General features: G+C 57.5%; 15 protein-coding genes. 5 read left to right on the plus strand and 10 right to left on the minus strand.

Going from position 1 to position 16,330, the window contains the following annotated elements; genetic code table 11:
* Positions 1-2: 2 nt before the first annotated feature.
* Complete coding sequence (ascF, locus tag DAI21_RS09635) at positions 3-1,454, minus strand: PTS cellobiose/arbutin/salicin transporter subunit IIBC (RefSeq protein WP_107702954.1); 1,452 nt, start codon at positions 1,452-1,454, stop codon at positions 3-5.
* Positions 1,455-1,669: 215 nt separating this feature from the next.
* Between ascF and DAI21_RS09640 the strand changes: the two genes are divergently transcribed.
* The 4 genes from DAI21_RS09640 to DAI21_RS09655 all read left to right on the plus strand — a co-directional run bounded on the left by DAI21_RS09640 (position 1,670) and on the right by DAI21_RS09655 (position 6,625).
* Positions 1,670-2,683, plus strand: coding sequence for a LacI family DNA-binding transcriptional regulator (locus DAI21_RS09640; RefSeq protein ID WP_102105427.1), 1,014 nt, complete (start codon positions 1,670-1,672; stop codon positions 2,681-2,683).
* A gap of 131 nt (positions 2,684-2,814) precedes the next feature.
* Positions 2,815-3,360: an electron transport protein HydN gene (gene hydN, locus DAI21_RS09645; RefSeq protein WP_107704236.1), complete on the plus strand. Its 546-nt coding sequence runs from the start codon at positions 2,815-2,817 to the stop codon at positions 3,358-3,360.
* A gap of 6 nt (positions 3,361-3,366) precedes the next feature.
* The gene (gene hypF / locus DAI21_RS09650) at positions 3,367-5,589 is read left to right on the plus strand and encodes a carbamoyltransferase HypF (RefSeq protein WP_107702955.1); all 2,223 of its coding nucleotides are present in this window, start codon (positions 3,367-3,369) and stop codon (positions 5,587-5,589) included.
* A 1-nt stretch (position 5,590) separates the two neighbouring features.
* Entirely contained in the window at positions 5,591-6,625 is a 1,035-nt protein-coding gene (locus tag DAI21_RS09655; RefSeq protein WP_107702956.1) for a HoxN/HupN/NixA family nickel/cobalt transporter, read from the plus strand.
* A gap of 289 nt (positions 6,626-6,914) precedes the next feature.
* Here the strand turns inward: DAI21_RS09655 and norW are convergent, their stop codons facing one another.
* Together norW and norV are read right to left on the minus strand one after the other, a co-directional pair.
* Positions 6,915-8,048 carry an NADH:flavorubredoxin reductase NorW gene (gene norW, locus DAI21_RS09660; protein WP_107702957.1) on the minus strand — a complete coding sequence of 378 codons (1,134 nt, stop codon included), beginning with the start codon at positions 8,046-8,048 and terminating at the stop codon, positions 6,915-6,917.
* A complete protein-coding gene (gene norV, locus DAI21_RS09665; protein ID WP_107702958.1) occupies positions 8,045-9,493 on the minus strand; it encodes an anaerobic nitric oxide reductase flavorubredoxin in 1,449 nt (482 codons plus the stop codon). Before norV ends, norW begins: the two co-directional genes overlap by 4 nt.
* A 186-nt stretch (positions 9,494-9,679) precedes the next feature.
* On the opposite strand from norV, the gene norR reads away from it, so the two are divergent.
* Positions 9,680-11,194, plus strand: coding sequence for a nitric oxide reductase transcriptional regulator NorR (gene norR / locus DAI21_RS09670; RefSeq protein WP_107702959.1), 1,515 nt, complete (start codon positions 9,680-9,682; stop codon positions 11,192-11,194).
* Here the strand turns inward: norR and gutQ are convergent.
* The 7 genes from gutQ to srlA form a co-directional block, all read right to left on the minus strand.
* Positions 11,191-12,156: an arabinose-5-phosphate isomerase GutQ gene (gutQ, locus tag DAI21_RS09675; RefSeq protein ID WP_107702960.1), complete on the minus strand. Its 966-nt coding sequence runs from the start codon at positions 12,154-12,156 to the stop codon at positions 11,191-11,193. The two genes, norR and gutQ, sit on opposite strands and share 4 nt — an antisense overlap.
* Positions 12,149-12,922, minus strand: a complete 774-nt coding sequence (locus tag DAI21_RS09680) for a DNA-binding transcriptional repressor (protein WP_100779170.1) — start codon at positions 12,920-12,922, stop codon at positions 12,149-12,151. The genes gutQ and DAI21_RS09680 overlap by 8 nt, the downstream gene beginning before the upstream one ends.
* A gap of 63 nt (positions 12,923-12,985) precedes the next feature.
* The gene (gene gutM, locus DAI21_RS09685; protein WP_100779171.1) at positions 12,986-13,345 is read right to left on the minus strand and encodes a transcriptional regulator GutM; all 360 of its coding nucleotides are present in this window, start codon (positions 13,343-13,345) and stop codon (positions 12,986-12,988) included.
* Positions 13,346-13,405: 60 nt separating this feature from the next.
* Positions 13,406-14,185: a sorbitol-6-phosphate dehydrogenase gene (gene srlD, locus DAI21_RS09690; RefSeq protein ID WP_100779172.1), complete on the minus strand. Its 780-nt coding sequence runs from the start codon at positions 14,183-14,185 to the stop codon at positions 13,406-13,408.
* Positions 14,186-14,200: 15 nt separating this feature from the next.
* Entirely contained in the window at positions 14,201-14,563 is a 363-nt protein-coding gene (gene srlB / locus DAI21_RS09695; protein ID WP_100779173.1) for a PTS glucitol/sorbitol transporter subunit IIA, read from the minus strand.
* A gap of 12 nt (positions 14,564-14,575) precedes the next feature.
* The gene (locus DAI21_RS09700) at positions 14,576-15,535 is read right to left on the minus strand and encodes a PTS glucitol/sorbitol transporter subunit IIB (protein WP_107702961.1); all 960 of its coding nucleotides are present in this window, start codon (positions 15,533-15,535) and stop codon (positions 14,576-14,578) included.
* Entirely contained in the window at positions 15,532-16,095 is a 564-nt protein-coding gene (gene srlA / locus DAI21_RS09705) for a PTS glucitol/sorbitol transporter subunit IIC (protein ID WP_023333189.1), read from the minus strand. Before srlA ends, DAI21_RS09700 begins: the two co-directional genes overlap by 4 nt.
* Between the last annotated feature and the right edge of the window lie 235 nt (positions 16,096-16,330).

Genomic DNA, 16,330 nt, shown 5'->3' on the forward strand with positions numbered 1-16,330 from the left:
ATTTATGCTCGTGCTTCTTGTGCCGGAACCGGTGCGGTTTGCAGGGCGCGTGCTTTCTCGGCCTCGTCTTCCACCGGGATATCCTCAAAGCCGAGGATCAGCGTCAGAACAAACGAAAGCACCACGGCCAGGGCCATCACGCCAAACACCCAGACGATGGTCATCGGATTGGCTGGATCGAAGAATTGTACGCTGGTGAACAGGCCCGGTGCCGCCATTGAGTGGCTGGCAAGCCCCGCCATACCGGCGATCGCGCCGCAGATAAAGCCGCTGATCAGGCTTGCAATCAACGGGCGTTTCAGGCGAATCGCCACGCCGTAAAGTGCCGGTTCAGAAATCCCCGCCATGATGGCAGACGCCGCTGCGGCGAGCGCCGTCTGGCGCAGTTCCGGGTTTTTGGTTTTCCACGCCACCGCCAGCGAAGAACCGCCAAGAGAGAGGTTCGCGCCGATTTCCGACGGCATCACCATCCCTTCTTTGCCGGTTTCGGCGATGGTCTGAATAATCGTTGGCGTAAAGACGCGGTGCATACCGGTCATTACCAGCAGCGGCCAGAGTGCGCCCATAATGGCCACCGACAGCCAGCCCAGATAGCCGTGAATGGTGTAGACCAGCGACGAAATCGCGCTACCAATCCAGATACCCAGCGGCCCAATCAGCACAATCGCCAGCGGGGCGGCAATCAGCACGATCAGCATCGGTTTCAGGAAGTTTTTGGTGACCGCTGGCGTGATCTTGTCCACCCAGCGTTCGATGTACGACAGGCACCAGGTCATGACCAGCGCCGGGATCACCGTGTAGGTGTATTTCACCGCCGTCACCGGGATAAATGCGAACTCGACGTGCTCGCCCTGGGCGGCTTTCGCCATCAGCTCAATAAAGCTCGGATGCACCAGCACGCCAGCGATGGCAATCGCCAGCGACATGTTGGTTTTGAATTTCACGGCGGCAGACGCGGCCACCATCAGCGGCAGGAAGAAGAAGGCTCCGTCACCGATCACCGTCAGAATCGTGAGCGTCGGGGCGCCTTTCGGCAGCGCGCCGGTCATCTCCAGGATCATTGCCAGCAGTTTCACCATCGAGCCGCCGATGATCGCCGGGATCAGCGGGGACATGGTGCCGATCAGTGCGTCGAGCACACCAGCGCCGATGCGGCGAAGTGTCAGTTTTTGCGGGCCTTGCGGCTCGGCAGGGCGCATCCCGGCAGGCAGCAGGTTCACCACCTCGCGGTAGGCCTGAGAAACGGTGTTGCCGATGATCACCTGACACTGGTTATCGTTACGCACCACGCCGAGCACGCCGGAGAGGCTTTTGAGCGTGGCGCTGTCGATGGCGCTTTCGTCCTGCAGCACAAAGCGCAGGCGCGTCATACAGTGGGTGACGGCGACGATGTTATCTTTCCCGCCGAGCGCGTTGACAATGTCTTTCGCCAGCGCGGCATAATTTTTGGCCATCGGAAGTGATCCTGTTGTAGTTGTGAGAACATGTAGGAAACCGGTTCCACAAAATCATGATGAGTTTCTTTGTATGAAACAAGATGGTGATTCGTGCATTTTTTACATTCGTGATAACGATCACTTTGAGTGTTTAAAAGCGTGAGATTCGCGCTGCGACAATTTTCGTGCAGTGCAGTACACTTCGGCGCATCAGGTTTAAAGGGAATAATCAGATGACCACGATGCTTGAAGTGGCGAAGCGGGCAGGGGTGTCGAAGGCAACGGTTTCTCGGGTGCTTTCGGGCAATGGCTACGTGAGCCAGGAGACAAAAGACCGGGTTTTTCAGGCGATTGAAGAGAGCGGCTACCGCCCCAATCTGCTGGCGCGAAACCTGGCGACCAAACGCACCCAAACCCTGGGGCTGGTAGTGACGAACACCCTTTACCACGGCGTGTATTTCAGCGAACTGCTGTTCCACGCGGCACGCATGACGGAAGAAAAAGGGCGTCAGCTGATCCTCGCGGACGGCAAGCACAGCGCCGATGAAGAGCGCGAGGCGATCCAGTATCTGCTCGATATGCGCTGCGACGCGATCATCATCTATCCGCGTTTTTTAAGCGTTGATGAGATGGATGAGATCATCGAAAAACAGGAGCAGCCGATCATGGTGCTTAACCGTCGTCTGCGTAAAAACAGCAGCCAGTGCGTCTGGTCAGATCATAAAGCCTCCTGCCAGGATGCGGTCTCACAGCTGATTGAAATGGGCCATCGTGATATCGCGTTTATCACCGGCTCGCTCGACTCTCCCACCGGTATCGAACGTCTTTCTGGGTACAGAGCGGCGCTGGCGCAGCATCAGATCCCGCTGCGCGACGAATTGCTGGTGGAGGGGAAATGGACTCCGGAAAGCGGGGCGGCGGGAGTCACCACGCTGCTGGCGCGCAAAGCGCAATTCACCGCGCTGGTCGCCAGCAATGACGATATGGCCATTGGTGCGCTGAAGCAGCTTCACGACAGCGGGATCGCCACGCCGGGCGAAGTGTCGGTGGTGGGATTTGATGATGTCGCGATCGCGCCCTACATCGTGCCGTCGCTCTCCAGCGTGCGCATTCCGGTGACGGAGATGATCAAAGAGACCATCAGCCGCCTGATTTTTATGCTCGATGGCGGCGAGTTCAGCTATCAGCAAGCCTTCCCCGGTGAGCTGATCCTGCGTGATTCCGTCATCGCCAACGTTCGCGTCTGACGTCGACAGGTGTCATCGTCATTCGTGTCGATGACACCGAGGGACACTGATTAAATTCAGTGAAATCAGTTAATTAAAATGTGGCACGTTTTATGTATGTTTCGCCGCATAACTTAATGCTGGAGAAGCAGATGAACCGTTTTATTATGGCCGATGCCAGTAAATGTATTGGCTGTCGCACCTGTGAGGTGGCGTGTGTTGTGTCCCATCAGGCGGAGCAGGATTGCGCCTCCCTGACCCCAGAATCTTTCCTGCCACGTATTCATGTCATTAAGGGCGTGAATATCTCAACGGCGGCCATCTGCCGCCAGTGTGAAGACGCCCCCTGCGCCAATGTCTGCCCTAACGGTGCCATCAGCCGCGAAAACGGCTTTGTGCAGGTGATGCAGCAGCGCTGCATCGGCTGTAAAACCTGCGTGGTGGCCTGTCCGTATGGTGCGATGGAAGTGGTTGTGCGCCCGGTGGTACGCAACAGCGGTGCGGGCCTGAGTGTGCGTGCCGACAAAGCCGAAGCGAACAAATGCGACCTGTGCAACCATCGCGAAAGCGGCCCGGCGTGTATCGAAGCCTGCCCGACGCACGCTCTGGTCTGCGTCGATCGTAACAAGCTTGAACAGATGAGTGCCGAGAAGCGCCGTCGCGCGGCGTTCGATACATCGTCATCAATGCTGTTTTAAGCCGCGATGAGCTGTAACGGCGCGCAGCTGCGGGTGCGCGGAAAAGTGCAGGGGGTGGGTTTCCGCCCCTTTGTCTGGCAGCTGGCTAATCAGCTTGGCCTTCGCGGTGACGTCTGTAACGACGGCGAAGGCGTGTTGGTGCGTCTGGCTGGTGATCCGACAGCGTTTCAGACACGTTTGTTAGCACAGTGCCCGCCGTTGGCGCGCATTGATACCATTGAAACTCGGCCGTTGACCTGGCCCGAAATGCCGACAGAATTCACCATCCGCCACAGCGCGGGCGGGGCGATGGCGACGCAAATCGTGCCGGATGCGGCGACCTGTCCGGCCTGCCTGGCTGAGATGCGCGATCCGCGCGAGCGCCGCTACCGCTATCCGTTTATCAACTGCACCCACTGCGGCCCGCGTTTCACCATTATTCGCGCCATGCCCTATGACCGACCGGATACGGCGATGGCCGCTTTCCCGTTATGCGCCCCCTGTGAGAGCGAATACCGCAATCCGGCGGATCGGCGCTTTCACGCCCAGCCGGTGGCATGCCCGGACTGTGGGCCGCAGCTGGAGTGGCGTGCAGCGGGCGTCCATCTGACACGAGATGCCGCGTTATCCGCAGCCGTTGAGATGCTGAAAAACGGTGGGATCGTGGCAATCAAAGGGTTGGGCGGTTTTCATCTAGCCTGCGACGCGCAAAACGCGCAGGCGGTGGCGCGGCTGCGCGAGCGAAAACGTCGCCCGACCAAACCATTAGCGGTGATGCTGCCTTGTATTGACGAGTTGCCTGTGCCCCTTCGGGAGTGTCTGCAATCGCCCGCCGCCCCCATCGTGTTGACCGCAAAGCGCCTGCTACCGGAACTGCCGCAGAACATTGCGCCGGGCCTGGATTGCATCGGCGTGATGCTGGCCTCCAGCCCGCTGCAACATCTGCTGATGGACGACTGCGCGCGCCCGCTGGTGATGACTTCCGGGAATCTCAGCGGTAAACCCCCCGCGCTGAGCAATGATCAGGCGCTGGATGACCTGCGCGATATCGCCGACGGTTTTCTGCTGCATAACCGCGACATTCTGCAACGCATGGATGATTCGGTTCTGGACGAGCAGGGCGCAATGCTTCGCCGCGCGCGGGGTTACGTGCCGGACGCCATTCCGCTGCCTGAAGGATTTAAGGATATCCCGCCGATGCTGTGCCTCGGCGCGGAGATGAAAAATACCTTCTGTCTGGTGCGCGGCGGGCAGGCGGTTATCAGCCAGCATTTTGGCGATCTGAGTGATGACGGCGTGGAGCATCAGTGGCGCGGCGCGCTGGCGGTCATTCAACAAATGTATGATTTCCACCCGGAATTTGTGGTGTACGATGCCCATCCGGGCTACCGCTCTGCCCAGTGGGCCGAAGCGCTGGCGCTGCCGAAACAGACGGTGCTCCACCACCACGCCCACGCGGCGGCATGCCTGGCGGAAAATGGCTGGCCGCTGAACGCAGGCGATGTGATTGCGCTGACGCTTGACGGCATCGGGATGGGCGAAAACGGCGCGCTGTGGGGCGGCGAGTGCCTGCGGGTGAACTATCTGGCATGCGAGCACCTCGGTGGGTTGCCCGCCGTGGCGTTGCCCGGCGGCGATCTGGCCGCGGTCGAACCGTGGCGGAATTTACTTGCACAGGGGCTGGCGTTTATTCCTGACTGGCAAAAGCGCGCGGAAATGCGCGCCGTTCTGGCGCACAACTGGACACTGCTGGCGACGGCGGTGGCGCGTGGAATCAACGCGCCGCTGGCCTCATCCTGTGGGCGACTGTTTGACGCCGTGGCCTGTGCGCTGGATATCGTGTCCGACAGGCAGCATTACGAAGGCGAAGCGGCCTGTCAGCTTGAAGCACTGGCCGCGACCTGTTCAGGTGTGCAGCATCCGGTCACGCTGGATGTGGGAGATCTGTCCACCTTCTGGCAGCAGTGGCTCGACTGGCAGGCGGCGCCCGCCGAACGGGCGTGGGCATTCCATGACGCGCTGGCGAAAGGGCTGGCGGCACTGATGGCTCATCACGCCCGACGTCTGGCGATATCGACGCTCTGCTTCAGCGGCGGCGTGCTGCACAATCGGCTGCTGCGGGCGCGCCTGCAGTTTTATCTTTCTGAATTCACGCTTCTGTTCCCTGAAAAATTGCCTGCAGGCGACGGGGCCATTTCATTCGGGCAGGCGGTCGTCGCTGCCGCCCGCACCCTTTCTCACAGGAACTGACATGCAACGACGGATTCGCAACGAACCGCTTCTGATGATCCTGCTGGCCGCGAATGGTCTGGCCTGGGGCTGGGCCTGGCACACGTTTAGCGGCAGTACCACGCTGATGGCGGCAAGCCTGCTGGCGTGGTGCTACGGTCTGCGGCATGCGGTCGATGCGGATCATATCGCCGCGATCGATACGGTCACCCGCAAGCTGATGCAGCAGGGCAAACGCCCGTCTGGCGTGGGGGCGTGGTTTTCGCTGGGCCATTCGACCATTGTGGTGCTGGCCTCCGTCGCCATTGCCGCCACGGCGACGGCGTTTCAAAAGAACATGGCGTGGTTTCATGAGACCGGTAGTCTCATTGGCACCGCCGTTTCCGCGACCTTTTTACTGGCGATGGCGCTGATCAACACGGTGATTTTGCTCGGCGTCTGGCGCAGCTTTCAGGCGCTGAAAAACGGTCATACGACGGGCGGCGAGGGGGACGCGCCGGTGTCGGGTGGGATCATGAGCTGGTTGTTTGGCGCCACGTTCCGTCTGGTAAGCAAAAGCTGGCAGATGTACCTGGTCGGTTTTCTGTTTGGCCTGGGATTTGATACCGCCACTGAAATTGGCGTGCTGGGCATTTCTGCCGCCAGCGCCTCGAACGGTATGTTGGTGTGGTCGATCATGATTTTCCCGGCGCTGTTTGCCAGCGGTATGGCGTTAGTGGATACGCTGGATAATTTATTGATGATCGGCGCGTACGGCTGGGCATTCAATAAACCGCAGCGCAAACTTTATTACAATATGACCATTACCGGCACGTCGGTTGTCGTCGCGCTCTTTATTGGCGGGCTGGAAGCGCTCGGGCTAATAAAAGATAAATTTGAATTAAGTGGGGGCGTCTGGAGCCTGGTGGGTAGTGTTAATAATAATCTCGGTAACGCCGGTTTTATTGTTATTGGTTTGTTTATTGTCTGTTGGTGTCTGTCAATGCTGAACTACCGCTGGCGCGGCTATGACGCGCTGGGGGTCTCTGACGCTTCCGAGCATTATTTAAAAAAATAATCTAAGCAAAAATTGCTTTTTTATCGCTGTTTAAATTAAATTATCCCTGATGATTTATTTATCATTAATAAAATAATTATATATTCCAAGCCGAATGAATATCTATCATAAATATATTCATTCGCTCGGGTTTATATATTCATATAAATAATGAAATAGGGATTGATGGCGATGATTTATCTATTATGTATTTACCTTGTGAATAGAATGCGCAAAAAAAAGCCCCGGGACATCGGGGCTGCGGATAATAAAATCCTAAGGTTAAGTCAGCGTGGCAGAGGTGTGAGGGTTAAACGGGTAACGACTTCAGCAGGGAGAAAGCCTCCTTCATCCGATCTTCGCTGACCACAAAGGCGCGCAGCTCACCGTCGCCATCAACGCCTTTTGCGACCATTCCCTGTGGCTCAATGGCCATGTGCCAGTGTAAATCCTGTCGCTGCGTTTCGCCCGCGAGGTGCAGCGGCAGTTCAGGCGTTTTGACCTTCACCAGCATCGCCGGCAGTTTGAGTGGCGTGTTATTCCCCAGCAGGTTTTTTGCCAGATACATTGCGCTGATCTGAATCGGCTGCAGGAACGGCAGGACCTGGCCATTGATTTCCGCACAGTCACCCAGGGCGAAAACATCGGGCTGGCTGGTTTGTAAATAGCTGTCCACCTTCACTCCGCGCCCCGTTTCTGCCCCGGCGTGCTGGGCCAGCGCCGTTTCCGGAAGCAGGCCCGTCGCGGCGATCACGGCATCGACCTCAACGCTGCGCTTACGATCGAGAGTCGCGCGAATGCCGCTGTCGGTTGTCGTCAGGCTCTGGAGCTGAGAATTCAGCAGCAGATGGACGCCCATCTCCGTCAGACGATGCTGTAAGCGACTGCTCACTTCCGCTGGCATCAGCGCAGACAGAATGCTCGCTGCGTGATCGACCAGAGTGACGGCTTTCCCGGCGCGGCAAAAATCCATCGCCAGTTCGGTGCCAATCAGACCGCCGCCGACAATCATCACCCGCTTTGCGTCACGAAGCCGGGTTTCACAGGCGCGGTACTCCTGCTGACTGTTGAGGGTCAGCATCAGCTCGCGTCCCTCAACGGGCGGTACAAAGGCGGATGCCCCCGTCGCCAGCACCAGTTTGTCGTAGTGCCACTGATTATCTTTGCCCTTCACCACATGGGCGCTGGCGTCGATCTCCGTGACCCAGGTATGCGGAAACAGTCGCAAATTAAACTGTTCGGCGAACTCCCCCGCCGTCTGGCGGGTGAGGTCGTCGGCACGCTGATGCTGGCTGATAACATGGCTCAAATCGGGTTTGTTGTACTCGTCCATGCTGTCGGCGGCGATAAGCGTCAGCGGCACGTTCCCATCCTGTTTTCGGATATTTTTCACCAGCTGCCGGGCGGCAAAGCCCGAGCCAATGATGACAATGCCGTGATTCATTTTGCCTCCGTCGCCAGTTCGTCGAACACGTCTTTCCCGAGGGAACATTCCGGGCACAGGAAATTATCCGGCACGTCGCGCCACGGGGTGCCTGGAGCGACATCCTGCAAAGGTTCGCCGAGGGCAGGATCGTAAATCCACTGGCAGACGCTGCACTGCATGCTCGGGCCAAGATCGGCGGCTTGTGCGGCGGCACAGGCGCAGGCTTCTTGTTGTTCTGGGGTTTTCGCTGTTGCTTCCGGCAGTGGAGCGAGCGCCCACTGACGTGCGATATCACGGCCATGCTGGCGGCAGACTTCAAGTGCGTCGATATCCGGGCGCCATTTGGCTTTCAGGCTCATCGACATTTCAAAACCGGCATCCTGCAGACGCGTGGAGAGACGATCTACCGCACCGCCGCTCCAGCCGTGGGAGCCAAACGCGCTGGCGCGTTTGTTACGAAAACGCAGACCGGTCATCTCTTCAACCAGACCGGCGATTTTCGGCATCATCACGTTATTCATGGTGGAGGTGCCGACCAGCACGCCCTTGGAGCGGAAGACGTTGGTCAGGATTTCGTTTTTATCGCTGCGCGCCACGTTGAAGATTTTCACCGCCACGTTCGGGTCGACTTCGTTAATGCCCTGGGCAATGGCGTCCGCCATCATGCGGGTGTTGTTGGACATGGTGTCGTAGAACAGCGTGATGCGATCTTCCTGATAATCCGCCGCCCATTTCAGATACAGCTCCACGATTTGGGTTGGATTATCGCGCCAGACCACGCCGTGCGAGGTGGCGATCATATCGACTGGCAGATTGAAACCGAGGATTTCGGTGATTTTTGGCGTTACCAGACGGCTGAACGGCGTCAGGATGTTGGCGTAGTAGCGCTGGCACTGTTCGAACAGTTCAGTCTGATCCACTTCGTCGTTAAACAGACGTTCATCACAGTAGTGCTGACCAAAGGCGTCATTGCTGAACAGCACCGCATCGGCGGTCATGTAGGTCATCATGCTGTCGGGCCAGTGCAGCATCGGGGTTTCGACGAAAATCAGCTGTTTGCCGTTGCCGATATCCAGCGAGTCACCGGTTTTCACCGTATGAAAATTCCATTCAGGGTGGTGATGGTGGCCGTTAATGGAGTCGATGGCGTTGGTGGTGCAGTAGATTGGCGTGTTGGGAATATAAGACATCAGCTCGGTCAGGGCGCCCGCGTGGTCTTCTTCCGCATGGTTAATAATAATGTAATCGATGTCAGCCAGATCGATTTCGCTGCGCAGGTTCTGCACGAACTCGCGGCTGAATTTATGATCAACGGTATCGATCAGGACGTTTTTGCCTTCGCGGATGAGATAGCTGTTATAGCTGCTGCCGCGCAGGGTTTTGTATTCGGTGCCGTGAAAATCGCGCACTTCCCAGTCACGTTGACCCACCCAATGAATATTATTTTTAACCAGAATAGACATAGCAACCTCAATAAATACAGTGTGTTTCGATAAGTTGATGTGCATATATCAAGTTGCGTGCCAGTTTTTAAAGTTATTGATATTTAATGGTTTTTAAAAATATTACTCGCAAGGGGTAGTCAGAATGACTATCTGTTTTATGGTGAATATGACAGTATGAATTGTCAAAATGACAGCGAGGCGCAAATGAGCTTTTCCGTAGATGTGCTGGCGAAGATCGCCATTGAATTACAGACCGGTATCGGCCATCAGGATCGTTTCCAGCGGTTAATTTCAACCCTGCGTCATGTGCTGGAGTGCGATGCCTCGGCGCTGCTGCGCTACGAAGGGCGACAGTTTATTCCTCTGGCGATCGACGGGCTGGCGCAGGACGTGCTGGGGCGGCGCTTTACCCTGGAGGGCCATCCGCGTCTGGAGACCATCGCCCGTGCGGGTGACGTGGTACGTTTCCCGGCGGACAGCGATCTGCCCGATCCCTACGACGGCCTGATTCCCGGCCAGGAGAGCCTGAAGGTCCATGCCTGTATCGGTTTGCCGCTGTTTGCCGGGCAGAATTTGATTGGCGCGCTGACCCTCGACGGCCTGCAGCCGGATCAGTTCGATACCTTCAGCGACGAAGAGCTGCGGTTGATTGCCGCGCTGGCCGCCGGGGCGCTTAATAACGCGCTGCTGATTGAGCAGCTGGAGAGCCAGAACATATTGCCGGGCAGTCCGGCGGTGTTTGAGCAGGTCGCGCACACGGAAATGATTGGCCTGTCGCCGGGTATGGCGCAGTTGAAAAAAGAGATCGAGATTGTCGCGGCGTCGGATCTGAACGTCTTAATCAGCGGGGAAACCGGCACCGGGAAAGAGCTGGTGGCGAAGGCGATCCACGAAGGCTCGCCGCGCGCGGTTAATCCGCTGGTGTATCTGAACTGCGCCGCGCTGCCGGAAAGCGTGGCGGAGAGCGAGCTGTTCGGCCACGTGAAAGGGGCGTTTACCGGGGCCATCAGCAACCGCAGCGGTAAGTTTGAAATGGCCGACAACGGCACGCTGTTCCTCGATGAAATTGGTGAGCTGTCGCTGGCGTTGCAGGCCAAACTGCTGCGCGTGTTGCAGTACGGCGATATTCAGCGCGTGGGTGACGACCACAGCCTGCGGGTAGATGTGCGCGTGCTGGCGGCGACCAACCGCGATCTGCGCGAAGAGGTGCTGGCGGGCAATTTCCGCGCCGATCTGTTCCATCGCTTAAGCGTGTTCCCGCTCTTCGTGCCGCCGCTGCGCGAGCGTGGCGAGGATGTGGTTCTGCTGGCGGGCTATTTCTGCGAGCAGTGCCGCTTGAAAATGGGACTGTCGCGCGTGGTGTTAAGCCCCGGAGCGCGCAGGCATCTGCTGAATTATGGCTGGCCGGGCAATGTGCGCGAGCTGGAGCATGCGATCCATCGTGCGGTGGTGCTGGCGCGCGCGACGCGCATCGGCGATGAGGTGGTGATCCACGCGGCGCATTTTGCGTTGCACGACGAGGCGGTGCCTGTCTCGCAGCCGGACGTGCCAGCGATGAGCAATGCCAACCTGCGTGAGGCCACGGAAGCGTTTCAACGTCAGATGATTACCCGCGCGCTGGAGCAGAATAACCGTAGCTGGGCGGCCTGCGCGCGGGCGTTAGAGACGGACGTCGCCAACCTGCACCGGCTGGCGAAACGTCTTGGGCTGAAGGGTTAGATAATTCCGGCCTGATAGAAGTCCTGCAGGTTGATGGCGCCGCACAGTTTGCCGCTGTCATCGACCACCGGGGCGGCGGTGATTTTGCGCTTCATCAGCACTTCTTTGGCTTCGATCGCGCGGCTCTCGGCGTTGAGCGTCAGGCCGCCGGTGGTCATGGCATCGCTGACGACCGCTTCCAGCTTGCCGCCGCCCACCAGCCAGCGACGCAGGTCGCCGTCGGTAAAGACCCCTTTGACCAGCCCGTTGTCATCACACACGGCAACCAGCCCCAGCCCGGTGCGGCTCAGTTCGAGCATTGCGTCCATCACGCTGGTGGTGAGTTTTACCTGCGGGATGGCGTCGTCCGTACGCATCAGATGATGCACTTTGTTCAGCAAACGTGCGCCCAGGGCGCCGGCTGGGTGTGAGCGGGCAAAATCTTCTTCGTTAAAACCGCGCGCCTGCATGACTGCCATCGCCAGCGCATCGCCCATCATCAGGGTGTTGACGGTGCTGGACGTTGGCGCGAGGTGCATCGGGCAGGCTTCGCGCTCCACGGAGATATCCAGCGTGGCTTTGGCGGCCAGCGCCAGCGGCGAGCGCGATTTTCCGGTCATTGCCAGCAGGGCGACCGATTTTTCCTGAAGACGCGGAATGATCAGATCCAGCTCTTTCGCTGAGCCGGAGTAGGAGATAAACAGCATCACGTCACGGCTTTCAATCATCCCCAGATCGCCATGCAGCGCTTCGGCGGGATGAACAAAAAACGCGGGCGTGCCGGTGCTGGCGAGGGTGGCGGCTATTTTCTTACCGATATGACCGGATTTCCCGATGCCCGCGACAATCACTTTGCCTTCGCAGTGGATGATGGTATTGGCCGCGCGCACAAAATCGTCGCCCAGCCTTTCCGGCAGGCGGCTGGCTTCCTGAAGCTCCAGCATTAACGTCTGACGGCCTGTGTTTAGCAGAAAATCACTCATTTCTCTCTCCGGTTACGATCACGTCGATTCCTTTCTCTTCCAGCGCTTTTTTGAACACCGGGTCGATGCCTGCGTCGGTAATCAGCGTATCGACGCTTTCAAGGCTACAGACAATATTGGGGCTTTTGCGACCAAACTTGGACGAGTCCGCCATCAGGATCACCTCCCGTGCGGCATTGCACATGGCCTTGCTGACGCTGAACACCTCGTTGAAGGTGGTCACGCCCGCGTTCAGATCAATACCGTCCGTGCCCATAAAGAGTTTATCAAAGCTGAAATGGTCGAAGGCGTTCTCCGCCAGCTGGCCGTGAAAAGACGCCGATTTTTTACGGAAGGTGCCGCCAGGCATCAGGATGGTTTGCTCGCTGTCAAACTCGGACAGGGCATTGACGATGTGCAGGCTGTTGGTCATCACCGTGATGTTATTAAAGCGGCTGAGCATCGGGATCATCTGCAGGACAGTGCTGCCCGCATCGAGAATGATAGAGTCGCCATCGTGAATAAACTGGACGGCGGCTTCGGCAATCAGCGCTTTCTGGTGGGTATTGATCAGAGTTTTATGGTCAATCGGCGGATCGGCTTCGTCTTTGTTGAGTACTACTCCGCCATAGGTTCGAATGACTGCGCCAGAGTTTTCGAGCAATACCAGGTCCTTGCGTATTGTCGTGCCGGTGGTGTCAAAGTAGTGGGCCAAATCCTCTACCGAGCATTTTCCCTGCTTTTGCAGATGCTCCAGAATGGCCGCCTGCCGCTGACGTGGTTTCATAGGCGCTTCGTTCCTTACGTTGCGAAATGATAATTTCGCAAGCCTATAGCTTTCAAAACGAAATTATCCATGTTTCAGATTAAGCGCTAATGATAGTGCATTCTGACAGAGTGAATCATGGGGAAAGATCACATCAGGCTGTAATTCCTGCAATGAAATGCCGTTGATTGCCTGGATTTTCGCCGGTCGGGCGAATACAGTCATCCCGCGCATGATCAGTGAGTCGCAGACGTTGTTGTCTTCGTCCAGCGCAATTGCCACCACCACGCGGGGTTTGAAGCGTCCGCCTGAGCGCCCAACGCCCACGCGGCCTTTCTGACACAGGGCATCGAACGCCCGGTTGAACTGGTGAATTTGCCAGCCGCCAAACGCCATCTGGCAGATCCAGGCGATGGCAGCGACGGTGATGAGTGCGGTAACCATTTTAGCTCCTTTGGTATTCCCTCTCCCTTTTGAGGGGAGAGGGGGCGCTAGCCTGTTTAATCAGAACATCACCTGCCCGCCGGTAACGTTAATTGACTGCCCGGTGCAATAAGAGGCTTTCGGGCTGGCATAAAACAGCAGCATATTTAATACGTCCTGATAGTCGCAGCCGCGCTTCAAAGGCACTTTATCGATGTAATACTGCTCCACCTCATCAGCGTTAATGCCAAGCTTGGTAGCGTATTGCGGCAGCAGAGACTGGAACATTGGCGATTTCAGCAGGTTGCCAAGCATCAGTGAATGCACGGTAATCCCGTATTCGGCCAGATCCAGCGCCAGAGACTGGGTCAGCCCGACGCCGCCAAATTTCGCCGCGCTGTAGCCGGAGTTATGCTTGCTGCCCACTTTGCCGGATTTTGAGTTGATCTGAATGATGCGCCCCTGAATGCCGTCGCGGATCATCAGGCGGGAAAACTCGCGTGCGCAGAGGAAATAGCCCACCAGGTTTACCTGCAACGAACGGTCAAAATCCCCCAGCGCGAAGTCGCTGATGAAGGCCGCTTTCGCTATTCCCGCGCTGTAAACCAGCAGGTCGGCGCGGCCAAAAATCTCGTCCACGCCCTGGGCGAGCGCCATCACGCTCTGCTCGCTGGTGGCATCGGCACCAAAACCATATGCCATCCCTTCACCAAACTCAGTGTTAATGGTGTCCGCCACGCGGGCGGCTTTTTCACTCTGAATATCCACAACCGCCACGCGGTACCCTTCTGCAGCAAGCCCACGGCAGAGGAACTCGCCTAAGGTTTGGCCTCCACCAATGACAACGGCAACCTGACTCATGTGATTCTCCTTAAATTACGCAACAAATTTTAATGTGCAGCCGGTGGTAACAGCCTGCGGCACCGGGCCATCCACGTGAACCGTGCCGGGGTATTCCGCCTGCGGCTGGCCGTCGAAACGCAACGTGATGTGCCCCAGCTCGCGCAGGTTTTGTTCGGCTACGTCGCCGACGGCGGTAACGGCATAGCGCGCGTCACCCAGCTCCAGCTGGCTGCCGACCTTCAGCTCGCCCTGTAGCTCGCCGTGGCAGTGGATAAAGCAAAACTCTTCGATATCCGCAGGCGCCCCTTCGCGGAAGGTAATCAGCATCTGGTCGCTCAACGCATCGGCTGCGCTCTGGCCGATGCGGGTAATGGTGGTTTGGTAAATCACGGTCATCGCAGGAACCTCTTATTGATAAATAAAGCCGGAGACAAACCAGGCAATCAGCACCGTCGGGGCCCCCGTCAGGAAACGGCTGACCAGCACGGACGGCACGCCCACGCGCACGGTGTCCTGACGCGCTTCCGCAAGGGACAGCCCAACGGGAATGAAGTCGCACGCCGCCTGGGCGTTAATCGCAAACAGAGCCGGAAGGGCAAGGTGTGGAGGGATATTGCCCAGCCCAATTTGCACGCCGATCAGCACGCCGATAACCTGTGCAATCACCGCACCCGGCCCGAGGAACGGCGACAGGAGCGGGAAGGAGCAGATCAGCGCCAGCGTCACCAGCCCAATCGGATGACTGGCGAGCGGGGCGAGGCCATGGGCAATCCAGTCGCCCAGACCGGACGCCATGATGATGCCAATAAGCGCCGAAACGAACGCCATAAACGGCAGAATGGTTTTCAGAACGGTGTCGATGGTGTCTCGCCCTGACTGGAACAGCACCGCGACGGCCGACCCCATTCCCATACCCACTTTCGCCAGCAGGCCGTCGCTCTGCTCGGTGATTTTTTTACTGGTGTCGTAATCCCGCGGCGCGGCTTTTGGCTGAGCAGGGGAGCCATCAACCAGGCTAATGTTTTCTTCTCTGACGCCGGACACATAAATGTCTTCGAGGATGTACTGCGCCAGCGGGCCTGACTTACCGGTTGCGTGAATATTCACTGTCGGAATACGGCGCTTCGGATAGATGCCGCAGCGCAGCGTGCCGCCGCAGTCGATCACCGCTATCCCAATTTCCGCTTCAGGCGGCTCGCCCTCTTTGAAGCCATCGACCGCTTCCCAGCCGGTCAGATCGCGCAGCTTGTCGACAATCGCCGGGCGCGTGCCTGCTGTGATATAGACGATTTTCTTGCCTGCAACGGCATCGAACTCCAGCGGGCCGCCCCAGCCGCCTTCACCTTTTTCAATACGAATACGGCTCATGCTGTGGCTCCTGAAAGATGGACTTTCTGTTCAAGCTGGATGCCCATTTTTTTCTCAAAAATGGCGGTGGTGAGATCCGTCACCCAGCCGCGGAAGAAGTTGGTGACCAGGCCAACCAGCAGATAGCTCACCGCCAGCGGGCCGAGCGGCAGGCCAAGTGTGGTCAGGCCGCTGGCAATGCCGAGGTAAACAAACAGTTCGCCGGGGTTGATGTGTGGGAACAGGCCGTTCATGGAGTGGCAGCTATAGGATGCGGCGGCGTAATAACTCGGCTTGTACTTTTCTGGCATAAAGCGGCCGAGGCTTAAGGTCATCGGGTTGCAGAAAACAAAGGTTCCGATGAAGGGCAGAACAAGATAGCGGGACAGCGGGTTTCCGGCGCAGCGCTGAGCGAAGCGTTCGATACGCTGCTGGCCGATAAAGTTAATCAACGCATTCATGATCACTAAGAGGCTTATCAGCAGGGGCAGGATGCCGGTCACCATACCGGTGAACACCTCTCCGCCTTTCTGAAACAGCCCGATAAACCACTCGGCGCCGTGGGTGATGGTTTCTATCATTCTTCTCTCCTGTGGGGCTTTTTTGTTTTTGTCTGACTGCGGCTAATAATAATCACTTTGAAAGGTTTTAAAGTGTTAATTAGATCTCACAATGAAAGAAAAATGGATTATTTTGAAAGTTAATTGATGGGGAGACGACTTTTTGGATGAAAAAAACACCAATTTGCGTGGGGGAGCGTAAAGATTTTGCGGGGGAGGTGAGTACCGCTTCCTTGAGGCATTGCGGATGCTTTAC

Origin of the sequence: Lelliottia sp. WB101 (assembly GCF_003051885.1) — a bacterium.
In the GTDB taxonomy this organism is placed as follows: Bacteria; Pseudomonadota; Gammaproteobacteria; order Enterobacterales; family Enterobacteriaceae; genus Enterobacter; species Enterobacter nimipressuralis.